Here is a 13909-nt window from a genome sequence, read left to right as displayed (position 1 = left end):
GGCTCCCACATGGCTGCGGTTGGCTGGTGGGAGCCGACTTGTCGGCGATTGACGTCACACGCGGTAGCGCGGCGCCACTTCCTTGCGCGAGAGGTTCGGTGCCATCGCCAACCGCGCCGCCTCGAACGCCTTGTACTGACCTTCATCCTGCAGCGGCGGAATGGTCACCACCTCACCGCGCTCGTATCCGACCAGCGCCGCGTCGACCAGGTCGGCCGTCTCCATCACCATGCCCGGAAGCAGCGCGTCCACGTCCTTGCCCGACTTTTCCCAGATTTCCGAACGCGTCGCGCCCGGCAACACGGCCTGCGCGCGCACGTTCGTGCCTTGCACCCTGGCTGCGAGGCTCTGGGTGATGGCGATCAGATGGGCCTTCGAACCGCTATAGATGCCATCAAGCATTTCGGGCGCGAAGGCCAGGACGGAGGCGATATTGATGATGCCGCCCTTGTCGCGCGCGACGAAGGCCTTCGCGGCCGCCGCGGTGAGCAAGGTGGGCGCGAGGATGTTCACGGTGATCAGCTTCTCGATCGGCTCGCTGCCGTTCTCGAGCAGGCTCCCGTCGAGCGAGACACCCGCGTTGTTGACCAGCAGGGTGATCGAGGCGTCCTCGGCGAGACGACGCTCCACGGCCGAGATGTCCTTGCGGTCGGTCAGGTCGGCGCGCAATACCTCGACCTTACGGCCGGTGCGGGCGGCGATCTTCTGCGCCACCGCCTCCAGTCGATCCACCCGGCGGGCGGCCAGGATCAGGTCGTAGCCGCGGTCGGCCAGGCGCTCGGCATAGACCTCGCCGATACCCGAGGAAGCGCCTGTGACCAGGGCCGTACCTTTGTTTTCAGTGCTCATGACGATGACTCCGTAGGGTTACTTGCAAAGTGATAGTAACTAGGTTGCCCTACGATAGTGACTTCACTATCATAATGCAATGGACATCGACAAACTTTCTTCAGGCACCTGCGCGATCTCCCGGAGTCTCGCCCTGGTAGGCGATGCCTGGAGCGCGCTGATCCTTCGCGACGCCAGCCGCGGCATGACCCAGTTCGACCAGTTCCGGACCAGCCTGGGCATCGCGCCGAACATCCTTTCCCGTCGATTGAAGTCCCTGACCGAGGCGGGCGTATTGGAAAAGCGCCGCTACAGCGAGCGTCCGCCGCGCGACGAATACGTGCTGACCCAGGCGGGACGGGATTTCATCCCGATCCTGATGGCCATGGGCGAATGGGGTCGCCGGTACAACGGCGAAGGCAAGCTCAGCCACCTCGTCAACGAGGAGACCGGCTGCCCGGTACGGGCCGTGGTGGTGGACGAGTCGACGGGCAAGCCGCTCGGCGGCATACCGATGCACCTGGAAATGCCTGACGGATCGCTGCCGGCGTAACGCGGGCGCCCGTAAACGGTTGCTGGCTATCCCCGCACGGCTTGCGCGTTCAGGCGTCGCTTCGGCACACGGGCACGTCGAATTTCTCGTCCGGATCGCCGTGGCGTGACGCGACGATCGGGTGTTGTTCCCCCGAGAACCAGCGCTGCGCTGGCCACCAGCGTGGAATCACCGGATGCGTCGTCGGTTCCACCGCCTGTCCCGGCTCCGGAACCAGCACATTGGCGTGGCTGCACCGCGCCGCCGCGAGAATGCGTTCCGGCGGTTCCGTCCACGCGTGATGAGCGAGCTTGATCAGCCCCCAGTGCACGGGGATCAATACGCGGCCACGAACCTCTTCGTGCACCAGCATCGCCTGCTCCGGGCCGAGGTGCCAGTCAGGCCACTGCGGGTCGTACTGGCCGGCCTCGATCATCGTGACATCGAACGGACCGAATCTCGTGCCCACGTCGACGAAGGTATCGTTGAGACCGGTGTCACCGGAATAAAAGGCGCGATGAGCGGGACCGACGAACGCGAAGCCCGTCCACAGCGTCTGGTTGCTTTGTGGCGAAAGGCGTCCCGATGCGTGCCGCGACGGCGTCGACACGACACGTACATTTCCGACCTTTGCTTCCTGCCACCAGTCCAGTTCGGTGATCCGGTCCCGCGGCACGCCCCAACCGACGAGATGCGCACCAATGCCGAGGGGCACGATGAAGCGCGTGCCACGAGCGTTCAGTGCCTGCACGGACGCGCGGTCGAGATGGTCGTAATGATCGTGCGAGATCACGACCGCGTCGACACGCGGCAAGCGATCGATCGGCACCGGCGGCTCGTACCAGCGTTTCGGGCCAAGCCATGGGAAGGGTGAAGGCCGTTCGCTCCATAGCGGGTCCACGACGATGTTCACACCGTCGATTTCAACCAGCATCGAGGAATGGCCGAACCAGGTGACGCGCAATCCACTCGCGGGCGGTTGCGCATAGACGGCCGATGAGTCGATCGTGGGTACCGGGACGCCGGGTTCCTCGCCCGGCCGCGATTCGAGCATCTGCCAGATGCCGCCCTTGAGGTTGCTGTACATCGGCAAGGGATTGGCGAAGCGATCGCCGTGCCATTGCGGCGAACGGACGATATTCGCGGCGTGCGGTTCGTTCGCTCGCGAACCAATGTTGGGCCACGCGGAAACAACAGCGAAGACGAGAAAGACGGCGAGCAGGCCGCCGACGACGGCCAGGTAACGGAGGAATCGTTTCAAGCCCGGAGTCCTTTGGGATTCGCTTCGACGATAGCGGGTAGTCCCGGGTTGGTCATCGCCGAATAGTGCTCACGACCGGGGCGGCCTATGGGAGCTGCCCCGGTCACGAACGTCGGTCGCTTCAGGCAGGCATGGTCGCCATGTCGATCACGAAGCGGTAGCGCACGTCGTTCTTCACCAGGCGCACGAAGGTCTCGTTGATCGACGCCATGTCGACCAGTTCGATATCCGACACGATGTTGTGCTCGGCGCAGAAATCCATCATTTCCTGGGTCTCGGCCATGCCGCCGATGGCGGAGCCGGCGATCGTGCGGCGCGGGAGCATCAGGGCGCCACCGATCATGCCGTCGATAGGCGTCAGCACGCCAACCAGCACCATCGTGCCGTCGAGCTTGAGCAGGTTGATGTACGGATTCAGGTCGTGCGACACCGGCACCGTGTTGAGCAGGAAGTCGAAGCTGGCGGCGGCCGCCTTCATCGCTTCGGCGTCCGTGGAGAGCAGCACGGCATCGGCGCCGAGGCGCTTCGCGTCCGCGCCCTTGGAAGCCGAGGTGGTGATCATCGTGACGTGCGCGCCCATCGCCTTGGCGAACTTCACGCCCATGTGGCCGAGGCCACCGAGGCCGACGACGCCGACCTTCTGTCCGGGGCCGACGTTCCAGTGGCGCAGCGGCGAATACGTGGTGATGCCCGCGCAAAGCAGCGGCGCGACAGCCTTCAGGTCGAGCTTTTCGGACACCTTCACCACGAAACGCTCTTCGACCACGACATCGGTGGAATAGCCGCCATAGGTCGGCGTGCTGCGGTCCTGTTCCGTGCCGTTGTAGGTGAAGCTCGTGTGGTTCAGGCAGTACTGCTCGAGGTCGCGCTTGCACGACTCGCACTCGCGGCAGGAGTCGACCATGCAACCGACGCCGGCGTAGTCGCCGACCTTGAACTTCTTCACCGCCGAGCCGACGGCTTTCACCCGGCCGACGATCTCGTGGCCCGGGACCATCGGGTAGATGGAATTGCCCCAGTCGTTGTGGGCCTGGTGCAGGTCGGAGTGGCAGATGCCGCTGTAGAGGATCTCGATGTGGACGTCATGGGCGCCGACATCGCGACGGGGAACCTTGAAGGGAACGAGGGGTGCCTTTGCCTGGGGGGCGGCGAATCCGCGGACTTCGAACATGGGGAGTCATCCTCTTCTGGAGTGGTTCGGTAGCCGGCAACGATAAGGGTTCAACAATCGTTCCTTCCAACGGGGATTACGGGATGAATCGTTGAGTTATCCTTCACAATCATGCGCCCTGACAATCTTTCCCATCTCGCCGCGTTCGCCGCGGTCGCCCGCCACGCCAGCTTTCGCAAGGCCGGGGCGGAACTCACCTTGTCGACCTCGGCGATCAGTTACGCGATCCGAGGGCTCGAGGAACGGTTGGGCGTGACCTTGTTCCACCGGACCACGCGAAGCGTTTCGCTGACCGAGGCGGGGCAGCGCCTGCTCGAGCGGTTGCAGCCCGCGCTCACCGATGTCAACGAAGCGCTGGAGGAAATGAACAACTTCCGCGCGACACCCGCCGGTACCTTGCGCATCAACATGCCCCGGGTCACGGCCCAGCTGCTGCTGCCGGACCTCCTGCCCCGATTCCTCGCCACCTATCCGGACATCCATTTCGAGGCGGTGGACAACGACAGCCTGGTCGACATCGTCGCGCTCGGCTTCGACGCGGGCATCCGCTTCCTCGAGGCGGTGCCCGAAGACATGATCGCGGTGCCGATCGGAGGCGAGCAGCGGGGTGCCTGCGTCGCGTCGCCGGAATACTTCGCCACGCACGGCATTCCCAAGCATCCCAACGACCTCTTCCAGCACGACTGCATCCGCTTTCGCTTTCCCAGCGGGCGTCTCTACAAGTGGGAATTCGAGCAAGGCGCCACGAAGCTCGACCTGGATGTGCGCGGCCGGGTCACCTTTGGCGACTTCCGCCTTTCCGTCGAGGCCGCCCTTACCGGCATCGGCGTGACCCTGGTGCTGGAAGACCAGGTGGCGGACCTCGTTCGCGAAGGGAAGCTGGTTCGCGTCCTGGAGGACTGGTGCCCTCCGTACCCGGGCTTCATGCTGTATTACCCGCGGCAGCGGCGGGTGACCTCGGCCCTGCGGGCCTTCGTGGAATTCGTCCGCGACGCCCGCTGGACGGTGGCGACCGACCCGGCACCGGGCGTATCCTAGACGGCATGCTGCGTCGCACCACGGCGATGCGCCCCTCGTCCCGGGCCACCCATGACCTCTACCGCTCCCGCGATCGCTCCGGGCACGCCGCCCGTCCGCGCCCCCCATGTCGGCCTGGTGATCCTTGCCCTGGCCGTGGGCGGCTTCGCCATCGGCACCACCGAGTTCGCCTCGATGAGCATGCTGCCGTTGTTCGCGCAGGGGCTCGGCATCGACGCGCCCACTGCGGGCCACGTCATCAGCGCCTATGCCCTGGGCGTGGTGGTCGGTGCGCCGATCATGACGGTGCTGGGTGCGCGCGTGCCCAGGCGCAAGCTGTTGCTCATCCTCATGGCCATGTTCACGGTGTTCAACGGCCTCACCGGGTTGTCGCCGAACTACCACTGGATGCTGGTGTTCCGATTCCTCGCGGGACTGCCGCACGGGGCTTACTTCGGTGTCGCGGCCTTGGTCGCCTCATCCCTTGTGCCTGCGAACCGGCGGACCCGTGCCGTGGGACAGATGTTCCTCGGCCTGACCTTCGCGACGGTGGTAGGCGTGCCGCTGGCCAGCTGGCTCGGCCAGGCGGTGGGCTGGCGTTGGGCGTTCGCCTTGGTCGCGGTACTCGGCATCGCGACGATGACGGCCGTCGCGGTGTTCGCGCCGGAAGTCGCGGCGGACAAGGACGCCAGCCCGCTACGGGAACTCGGTGCGCTGAAGCGTTCGCAGGTGTGGCTCACCCTCGCCATCGGAGCCATCGGCTTCGGCGGCATGTTCGCGGTCTATACGTATCTGGCGGACATCCTCCTCTCCGTCACGCACATGCCCTTGCACACCGTTCCCTGGGTGATCGGCATCTTCGGCGTGGGCCTGACCGTCGGCAACATGGTGGTGCCCGTCTTCGCCGACCGTGCGCTGATGCGCACCGCCGGTGGCTTGCTGGTGTGGAGCATGGTGATGCTTGCGCTGTTCCCACTGGCCGCCGCCAATGTCTGGACACTCGGCCTCGACGTCTTTCTCATCGGTATCGGCGGCGCACTCGGCACCGTCTTGCAAACGCGGCTGATGGATGTCGCGGGCGATGCGCAGGGGCTGGCTGCTTCGCTCAATCACTCGGCATTCAATACGGCGAACGCACTGGGGCCCTTCCTCGGCGGGCTGGCGATCGCGCATGGGTATGGGTGGACGTCGCCGGGATGGGTCGGCAGCTTGCTGGCGGTCGCTGGGTTGGCGATCTGGTCGGTTTCCGTCGCCAACGAGCGCCGCGCTATCGCCATGACGCCAGAGCACTGCTAACCAAGAGCCGACCGGTCTACAGACTTCGGAAAGCTCCACGCTCGGTGGGAGCGGACCCTGTCCGCGATTGATCCCACCTCACTTCCCGATACAGAACGAACCGAATATCGCCCCAAGCAGATCGTCGGATGAATACGTCCCCGTGATCTCACCGAGCGCCTGCTGCGCATGACGCAATTCTTCAGCAGCGAGTTCGCCGGCATGGCTGTCGTGCAAGGCGATAGCCGTACGATCCAGATAGTCGCGCACCGATTCGAGCGCCACGACGTGACGACGCCGCGCGCTGAAAGCGCCTTCACCGGCCCCGGCGGTCGCCAGGTCCCGCAACATCGCGCGTAGCCGATCCAAGCCTTCGCCCGTGCGTGCGGAGAGCCAGAGGGTTTCGTGCCCGTCACGCTGTTCGCGATGGGCCACCGATTCCGACAGGTCGATCTTGTTGATGATGACGACGCGGGTGGCGTGGCCTGGCGTGCCCTCGAAGAAGGCGAGGTCCTCATTCGCATGCTCATCGTCGGTGACGAGTAGCGCGACATCGCAGCGTTCGAGTTGCGCGCGCGCGCGACGGATGCCTTCGCGTTCGACGATATCGTCGGACTCGCGAAGACCCGCTGTATCCGCGAGCTCGAAGGTGGCGCCGTCGATGCTGACCGACTCGCGCAGCACGTCGCGGGTCGTACCGGGAATATCGGTGACGATGGCGCGCTCCTGACCCGCGAGCGCATTCAACAGACTCGACTTGCCCGCGTTCGGGCGTCCCACGATGGCCACCACGATGCCGTCGTTGAGGCGCACACCGCGGCGGGTTTCGACCAACAGGGTATCGAGGTTCACGCGCAACGCGGCAAGGTTCCGTCCGATCACCGGATCGGCGAGGAAATCGATTTCCTCTTCGGGAAAATCGATGGCCGCCTCGATATGCACGCGTAGCGCGATCAACTCGCCGAGCAGTTCGTCCACGCGCGCGGAAAACATGCCTTCCATCGAGCGCAACGCGGCGCGCGCGCCCGCTTCGGACGTGGCGGCGACGACGTCGGCCACCGCTTCCGCCTGGGCGAGATCGAGCTTACCGTTGAGGAAGGCGCGTTCGGTGAATTCGCCCGGCCGGGCGAGGCGGGCACCGAGCGAGATCGTCCGGCGAAGCAACGCGTCGAGGAGCACCGTGCTGCCGTGCCCTTGCAGTTCGAGCACGTGTTCGCCGGTGTACGACGCGGGGCCAGGAAAATAAAGCAGGATGCCGCGATCGATCAGCTCACCGTCGCCATCGCGAAACGCGGCGAAGTACGCATGACGCGGTACCGGTTCGCGTCCCAGCATGGCGCGGGCGATCGCCGGCGCATGGGGACCCGAAACACGAACCGCGCCGACACCGGCCGCGCCGGCACCCGTGGCGATGGCTGCGATGGTGTCTTCACCGTGGTTCATGGCTTACCTGTCGATAGCGAAGCGGCGCGTCTTTCGACGCGCCGCCCGGTGATCACGCCGTCTTGGCCTTGATATCGGCCCTGTCGACGCTCCGGTTGATCCACCACTGCTGGAGCAGGCTGGTGGCGCCGTTCACGGTCCAGTAGAGCACGAGGCCCGAAGGGAAGAAGGCGAAGAAGACGCCGAAGATCAACGGCATCACCTTCATCATCTTGGCCTGGGTCGGGTCCATGCCTGCGGTCGGCATCATGCGCTGGGTGAGCAGCGTGACCAGGAAGTAGAGCACCGGCAGCACATAGAACGGATCGGGCGCCGAGAGGTCGTGGATCCAGCCGAAGAACGGCGCATGACGCAGTTCGATGGACTCGGACAACACGCGGAGCAGGCCGATGAAGATCGGGAAAGTGATCAGGATGGGCAGGCAGCCCGCCATCGGGTTGACCTTCTCCTTCTTGTACAGCTCCATCATGGCCTGCTGCATCTTCATGCGATCGTCGCCGTAACGCTCCTTGAGCGCGGCGACACGCGGCTGCAACTTGCGCATGCGCGCGCCGGAGCGGAACTGCGCATCGGTGAGCTTGTACAACGCGGCCTTGATCAGCAACACGAGCAGGATGATCGCCACGCCCCAGTTACCGCTGATCGCGTGCAGCTGCGACAGCAGCCAGTGCAGCGGTTGGGCGATGATCGTCAGCCAACCATAATTGCTGGTCAGTTCCAGGCCCGGGGCGATGACATCGAGCGTGCCTTGCAGCTTCGGACCGATGTACAGGCGCGCCACGCTGTCCACGGCCTGGCCCGGCGCCACCTGGAGGGTGGGACCGAACGCACGCACGAGATAACGCGGCGTGGCCGAGTTGGGATCGACGATGGTGCTGCTGTAGTTCACCGACTGGTCGGCCGGCGGGATCCAGGCGACGAAGAAGTAATGCTGCAGCATGCTGATCCAGCCACCGGTGATCTGGCGGTTGACCGGCTTCTTGGCGAAATCGAGGAAAGGCAGCGATTCGAACTTGTTTTCGGGGCTGTACCACGCGGCGCCGAAGAAGCTGTGCTGGGCCGGATCGGTGTAAGCCTTGAACCAGTTCACCTTCTCGGCGGGAACGCGCTGCAGCTGGTGATAGGCGTTGCCCGTCCATGCCGTGCTCGTTCCGTTCTCCACGCGCTGGTCGAGATCGACCACGTAGTCGGTGCGTTTCAGGCTATAGCGCTTCACCACCTTGAGGCCCGACGGATCGGTCCAGGTGAGGTCGATGCTCACCGACTTCTCGCCATCGGCCAACGCGGCCTGGGTCTTCTCCGCATGGAACAACGCGCGATGGTCGGGCGCGGGGCCCGTGTTGCTGACCAGGCCATCCTGGGCGGCGAAGAAATGCGCGGCCTCGTCGTCGAGCAGGCGTGCCGGCGGCGGGCTGGGATTCTTCTTGGTGACCGGCTCGTTCGGATAGGCCAGCAGTTCCGAACGGACGATGCTGCCGCCACGGGTGTCGATGGTCAGGCGGAGCACGTCGTTCGACAAGGTGACCAGCTCGGCCTTGCCTTCCTCGGCAGGGGCGGTGGTGTCACCCGGCACCTTGGCCGGCGCGGCGGCACCGGGAATGCTGCTGTCCGTGTTCGGCTTGCCGGCATCGGTCTGGGCCGCCGGCGTCGGAGCGGCGGGTTGGGGACCGTAGTCCTTCTCCCATTCCGTCCACAGCAGGTACGCCACGAACATGAGCGCGAAGAAGAGGAGCGTGCGCGTTTGATTCATTGCAGGGCCAGATCCGAATGGCGCCACGGCCGGATGGCCGGGAAAGGCGGGGAGGACGGGAAGGTCAACGCGCGATTGTGCCGTCGGCACCCTCGCGCTTCAACGGCCGGATACGGCGGAACAGGGCGTCGAGCTCGGCCAGCAGCACGGCGCCGGTCTCGTTGACCGCGCTGTCGCGGGCCATGACCAGGATATCGACGGGTGGCAGGGCGGGGCGTGCGTGGCGAAATGCCTCACGTGCCAGGCGCTTGATCCGGTTGCGGTCGACGGCGCGCTTGGAACAGCGCTTGGATATGGCCAGGCCGAGCCGGGCGGTGTCGAGCTCGTTGTTTCCGAAGCGCAAAAGAAAACAGCGGCCGCCGAGGCGACCGCTGACTGTTCGCAACGCTGCGAAGTCGGCGGCGCGGCGAAGCCGCGCATCGCGCGGCAAGGCTGCGGCACGCACGACAGGCGAGCCGCTTACGGGATCAGGCGCTTGCGACCCTTCGCGCGGCGCGCGTTGAGGATCTTGCGGCCGTCGGCCGTGGCCATACGAGCGCGGAAGCCGTGGGTGCGGGCGCGCTTGAGCTTGCTGGGCTGGAAAGTACGCTTCATGGCGCTTACATCCGGGTGAAGATTGAATATGGCCGGAAAGTATGGCCGAGATTCGCGAGGACTGTCAACCGTTTGGGCACGGCTTCAAGGTGAAGACCACGGACCCGCGGACTCCGGCGAGGGGCCGGACGCTGGTAGACTTCGTCGTCCACCCCGCGCGCATGCGCCCCTTCTGTGGCAAGAATACCCGATGAGTGATCTCTGGAGACGCTGTCTCGAGCGTCTTGAAGGCGAATTGAGCGCCGAGGATGTCCATACCTGGCTGATGCCCCTGCAGCCGCGGGAGGACCCGACCGGCCTGTTCCTGTACGCGCCCAATCCCTATTCGCTGGATACGGTGCGCGAGCAATACCTGGTGAAAATCCAGTCGATCGTGGAACACCTGACGGGCCGCGCCCTGCCCGTGCGCCTGGAAGTCGGTTCGTCCGGCGGCCGCCCCGCGCCCATGCGCCCGGCTTCGGCCACGCACGCTTCGATGCCGGCATCGCCACGCGCGCCGGAAGCGGCGCCGGAGCCACCGCACGTGCACAACCTCGACCCGCATTACACGTTCGAGACCTTCGTGGAAGGCAAATCGAACCAGTTGGGCAAGGCCGCGGCGATGCAAGTGGCGATGAATCCCGGCCGCGCATACAACCCGCTGCTGCTGTACGGCGGCACGGGCCTGGGCAAGACGCACCTGATGCACGCCGCCGGCAACCTGCTGATGCAGAACAACCCCGGAGCCAAGGTGCTGTACCTGCGCTCGGAGCAGTTCGTCAGCGGCATGGTGAAGGCGCTGCAACAGAAAAACATGGACGACTTCAAGCGCCGCTTCCGCTCGGTGGACGCGCTTCTGATCGACGACATCCAGTTCTTCGCCGGCAAGGACACCACGCAGGAAGAGTTCTTCCATACCTTCAACGCGTTGTTCGAGGCGAAGCAGCAGATCATCCTCACCTGCGACCGTTACCCGAAGGAACTCGACAAGCTGGAGCCGCGATTGAAGTCGCGCCTCGGCTGGGGCTTGTCGGTGGCGATCGAGCCGCCGGATTTCGAGACGCGCGCGGCCATCCTGCTTTCCAAGGCGTCGGACAAGGGCATGGAAGTGTCCGAGGACGTTGCGATGTTGCTCGCCCGGCGCATCCGTTCGAACGTGCGCGACCTCGAGGGCGCGCTCAATACGCTCGCCGCCCGCGCCAACTTCTACCGCAAGCCCATCACCACCGACTTCGCCGAGGAAACCCTGCGCGACCTGCTTAACACGCACGCGCAGGCGGTCACCGTGCCGAATATCCAGAAGACGGTGGCGGACTACTACCAGGTGCGCCTCTCGGACCTGCTCTCCAAACGGCGTGTGCGCTCCCTGGCGCGCCCCCGGCAGGTGGCCATGGCGCTGTCCAAGGAATTGACCGAGCACAGCCTGCCGGAGATCGGGGAAGCCTTTGGCGGCCGCGACCACACGACGGTGCTGCATGCCTGCCGCACGATCCGCGGCTTCTGCGAAAAAGACGTGCGCATGCGCCAGGACTGGGAGCAGCTCATCCGTATATTGACGGGCTGAGAACCTGTGGATAATAGGTGGATGGACGGAGGACGGTTTTGAGGCCTGAAGTTATCCACAAGGCACCCACATGAAATCGCGTGTCTGGGCCAGTCGATATCTCTGAACAAGTCTTTGAATAGTAGTATTTTTTTAGACTTCTCAAGATATCCACCGGCCCTACAACTACCACTATTAAAATCTTAAAAACTTAAAAGCAGGAGTAGGGGACGCATGCAATTTAGCATCCAGAGGGAAGTACTGCTCAAACCCCTGCAGCAGGTGGTGGGCGTGGTGGAACGCCGCCAGACGCTGCCCGTGCTGGCAAACCTTCTGGTGCGCGCCTCCGGTAGCGAGGTGTCCTTCACGGGCACCGACCTCGAAGTGGAGATGATCGCCACCACCGCCGCCGACGGCGTGCAGGAAGGCGAGATCACGATTCCAGCGCGCAAGCTGTTCGACATCGTTCGTGCGTTGCCCGACGGCGCGAAGATCGACATCAAGTTGAATGGCGAGCGGATCGCGCTCAACGCGGGCCGCAGCCGCTTCACCTTGGCCACCTTGCCGTCCAGCGAATTTCCGACCATCGACGAAATCGAACTGGTGGAACGGGTCACGCTGCCGGAAGAAGTCTTGCGTGACCTGATGGATCGCACCGCGTTCGCCATGGCGAACCAGGACGTGCGCTATTACTTGAACGGCATGTTGCTGGATCTGCAGGAACACACGCTGCGCTGCGTGGCCACCGATGGCCACCGCCTGGCGCTGAAGGAAACCAAGCTTGAAAGCTCGGTTTCCGCCCGCCGTCAGATCATCATCCCGCGCAAGGGTGTCAACGAACTCATCGGTCTTTTCGAGGCCGGCGAGGGGTCGGTCGAACTCGAGTTCGGTCGGAACCACCTGCGTGTACGCCGCGGCGGAGTTGTTTTCACCTCGAAGCTGATCGACGGCCGCTTCCCCGACTACGAGGCGGTGATTCCGCTGGGTGCCGACAAGACGGCGACGATCGAGCGAGATGTGCTGCGCAGCGCATTGCAGCGTGCGGCGATTCTGTCGAACGAGAAGTACCGCGGCGTGAAGCTCGAACTCACCCCTGGTCGTATCAAGATCGTGGCGCACAATCCCGAGCAGGAAGAAGCCCAGGAAGAAGTCGAAGCGGAGACCGTCGTCGATGATCTCGCCGTCGGCTTCAACGTGGGTTACCTGCTGGACGCACTCGGGGCGCTGCGAGGCGACAAGGTTCGCATCAACCTGCGAGACGCCCAGTCGAGTTGCCTCCTGCAGGAAGAGGGCAACGAAGAAGCTCGCCATGTGGTGATGCCGCTTCGCCTCTGACGGGCAGGCACGTTAAAGTTCGGCCCACGACGCCGGGGATGTCTTCGACACCCCGGCGTCGTTCGTTTTGGACGGGGAAAGGCTGGGAATGAAGTTCGAGTCGCTGCGGATAGCCGGATTGCGTTGCCTGGAATCGGTGTCGTTGACGCCGGCAGCCGGGATCAACGTGTTCGTTGGCCCGAACGGCGCCGGCAAGACCAGCGTGCTGGAGGCGGCCTACTTGCTGTCCCATGGCCGCTCGTTCCGAGCCGGCTCCCGCGACGTCCTGTTGAAGCGGGGTTCCAGCGCTCTTTCGGTCTTTGCCGAGGTGCGCTCCGAGGACGGCCGGACACGCCGGCTCGGCCTGGGTCGCGAAGGAGGGCGGTGGCAGGCCCGTGTCGACGGGGATTCCGCCGCGTCGCTTGGCGCACTGGTTCAAGAATGCGCCGTGGTGTGCTTCGAACCGGGCTCGCACGACCTGATCGCGGGAGCCTCGGACGAGCGCCGCCGGTTCCTCGACTGGGGTTTGTTCCACGTGGAACATGCTTTCGTGAACCATTGGCGCCGGTACCAGAGGGCACTGAAACAGAGGAATGCGCTGCTTCGAGCCGGCGGTCCGCTGGACGGGGGACTCCTGGAGCCGTGGGAAGCGGAGTTGGCCGCTGCGGGAGAGGGCATGACGGACTTCCGGAGAGGGTATCTGGACCGGTTGATCCCCCACATCCGCGGATTCACCACGAATGTCCTTCCCGAACTCGGCGAATTCTCCGTGCGCTATCGGCCTGGTTGGGACGAAGCGGCTGACCTTGCCACCACTTTGGCCGAACGACGGCTGCGCGACCTGGCGAGGGGCCATACCACGGTAGGGCCGCATCGCGCGGACTTCTCCATCGCATTCGAACAGGCCCCGTTGCGGGAACATCTTTCCCGCGGGCAGGAAAAACTGTGTGCCCTGGCCTGCCTGCTCGGGCAGGCCTCCCTTCACGCTGAAATCCGCGGAGAATGGCCTGTCGTCTGCCTCGACGACCTTGCATCCGAGCTCGATCGTACCCATCAAGAGTGGGTTGTCGCGCAGCTTCTGGGCCGCGATGCGCAGGTCTTTATCACGGGTACCGAGATCCCGTCCGCCCTTGCCGATCAGTCCGTCACGATGTTCCACGTGGAACAGGGTGCCGTCACGGCTTTGCTATAATCGACCGACT

Annotated in this window: 13 protein-coding genes; 6 read left to right on the top strand and 7 right to left on the bottom strand. The window is 64.7% G+C overall.

Annotation, left to right across the window (positions count from 1 at the left end; translation table 11 throughout):
- Positions 1-54: 54 nt before the first annotated feature.
- Positions 55-849 (bottom strand): SDR family NAD(P)-dependent oxidoreductase, encoded by a 795-nt coding sequence (locus AB6730_RS14840; protein ID WP_371024381.1) that lies wholly within the window; start codon positions 847-849, stop codon positions 55-57.
- A 79-nt stretch (positions 850-928) separates the two neighbouring features.
- Here AB6730_RS14840 and AB6730_RS14835 point away from each other — a divergent pair, with 79 nt between their 5' ends.
- Positions 929-1381, top strand: a complete 453-nt coding sequence (locus tag AB6730_RS14835; RefSeq protein WP_371024380.1) for a winged helix-turn-helix transcriptional regulator — start codon at positions 929-931, stop codon at positions 1379-1381.
- A gap of 49 nt (positions 1382-1430) precedes the next feature.
- On the opposite strand, the gene AB6730_RS14830 is transcribed toward AB6730_RS14835, so the two are convergent.
- Both AB6730_RS14830 and AB6730_RS14825 read right to left on the bottom strand, forming a co-directional pair.
- A complete protein-coding gene (locus AB6730_RS14830) occupies positions 1431-2621 on the bottom strand; it encodes an MBL fold metallo-hydrolase (protein WP_371024379.1) in 1191 nt (396 codons plus the stop codon).
- 121 nt (positions 2622-2742) lie between these two features.
- The gene (locus AB6730_RS14825; RefSeq protein ID WP_371024378.1) at positions 2743-3792 is read right to left on the bottom strand and encodes an NAD(P)-dependent alcohol dehydrogenase; all 1050 of its coding nucleotides are present in this window, start codon (positions 3790-3792) and stop codon (positions 2743-2745) included.
- Positions 3793-3903: 111 nt separating this feature from the next.
- On the opposite strand from AB6730_RS14825, the gene AB6730_RS14820 reads away from it, so the two are divergent.
- Both AB6730_RS14820 and AB6730_RS14815 read left to right on the top strand, forming a co-directional pair.
- The gene (locus AB6730_RS14820) at positions 3904-4830 is read left to right on the top strand and encodes a LysR family transcriptional regulator (protein WP_371024377.1); all 927 of its coding nucleotides are present in this window, start codon (positions 3904-3906) and stop codon (positions 4828-4830) included.
- Positions 4831-4881: 51 nt separating this feature from the next.
- Complete coding sequence (locus tag AB6730_RS14815) at positions 4882-6105, top strand: MFS transporter (RefSeq protein ID WP_371024376.1); 1224 nt, start codon at positions 4882-4884, stop codon at positions 6103-6105.
- 78 nt (positions 6106-6183) lie between these two features.
- On the opposite strand, the gene mnmE is transcribed toward AB6730_RS14815, so the two are convergent.
- From mnmE to rpmH, 4 genes are all read right to left on the bottom strand, one after another.
- Positions 6184-7527, bottom strand: coding sequence for a tRNA uridine-5-carboxymethylaminomethyl(34) synthesis GTPase MnmE (gene mnmE, locus AB6730_RS14810; RefSeq protein ID WP_371024375.1), 1344 nt, complete (start codon positions 7525-7527; stop codon positions 6184-6186).
- Between the two features lie 52 nt (positions 7528-7579).
- Complete coding sequence (yidC, locus tag AB6730_RS14805; RefSeq protein ID WP_371024374.1) at positions 7580-9277, bottom strand: membrane protein insertase YidC; 1698 nt, start codon at positions 9275-9277, stop codon at positions 7580-7582.
- Positions 9278-9341: 64 nt separating this feature from the next.
- Entirely contained in the window at positions 9342-9722 is a 381-nt protein-coding gene (rnpA, locus tag AB6730_RS14800) for a ribonuclease P protein component (RefSeq protein WP_371024373.1), read from the bottom strand.
- A 14-nt stretch (positions 9723-9736) separates the two neighbouring features.
- A complete protein-coding gene (rpmH, locus tag AB6730_RS14795) occupies positions 9737-9871 on the bottom strand; it encodes a 50S ribosomal protein L34 (RefSeq protein ID WP_008211413.1) in 135 nt (44 codons plus the stop codon).
- A gap of 190 nt (positions 9872-10061) precedes the next feature.
- On the opposite strand from rpmH, the gene dnaA reads away from it, so the two are divergent.
- The 3 genes from dnaA (at position 10062) to recF (ending at position 13899) form a co-directional block, all read left to right on the top strand.
- Positions 10062-11414 (top strand): chromosomal replication initiator protein DnaA, encoded by a 1353-nt coding sequence (gene dnaA / locus AB6730_RS14790; RefSeq protein ID WP_371024372.1) that lies wholly within the window; start codon positions 10062-10064, stop codon positions 11412-11414.
- Positions 11415-11627: 213 nt separating this feature from the next.
- Positions 11628-12728 carry a DNA polymerase III subunit beta gene (gene dnaN / locus AB6730_RS14785; RefSeq protein WP_371024371.1) on the top strand — a complete coding sequence of 367 codons (1101 nt, stop codon included), beginning with the start codon at positions 11628-11630 and terminating at the stop codon, positions 12726-12728.
- An 88-nt stretch (positions 12729-12816) separates the two neighbouring features.
- Entirely contained in the window at positions 12817-13899 is a 1083-nt protein-coding gene (recF, locus tag AB6730_RS14780) for a DNA replication/repair protein RecF (RefSeq protein ID WP_371024370.1), read from the top strand.
- Positions 13900-13909 lie beyond the last annotated feature (10 nt).

The sequence above is a fragment of the Luteibacter sp. RCC_6_2 genome, assembly GCF_041360655.1.
Lineage (GTDB): Bacteria > Pseudomonadota > Gammaproteobacteria > Xanthomonadales > Rhodanobacteraceae > Luteibacter.
This window is presented reverse-complemented; position numbering and strand designations above follow the sequence as displayed.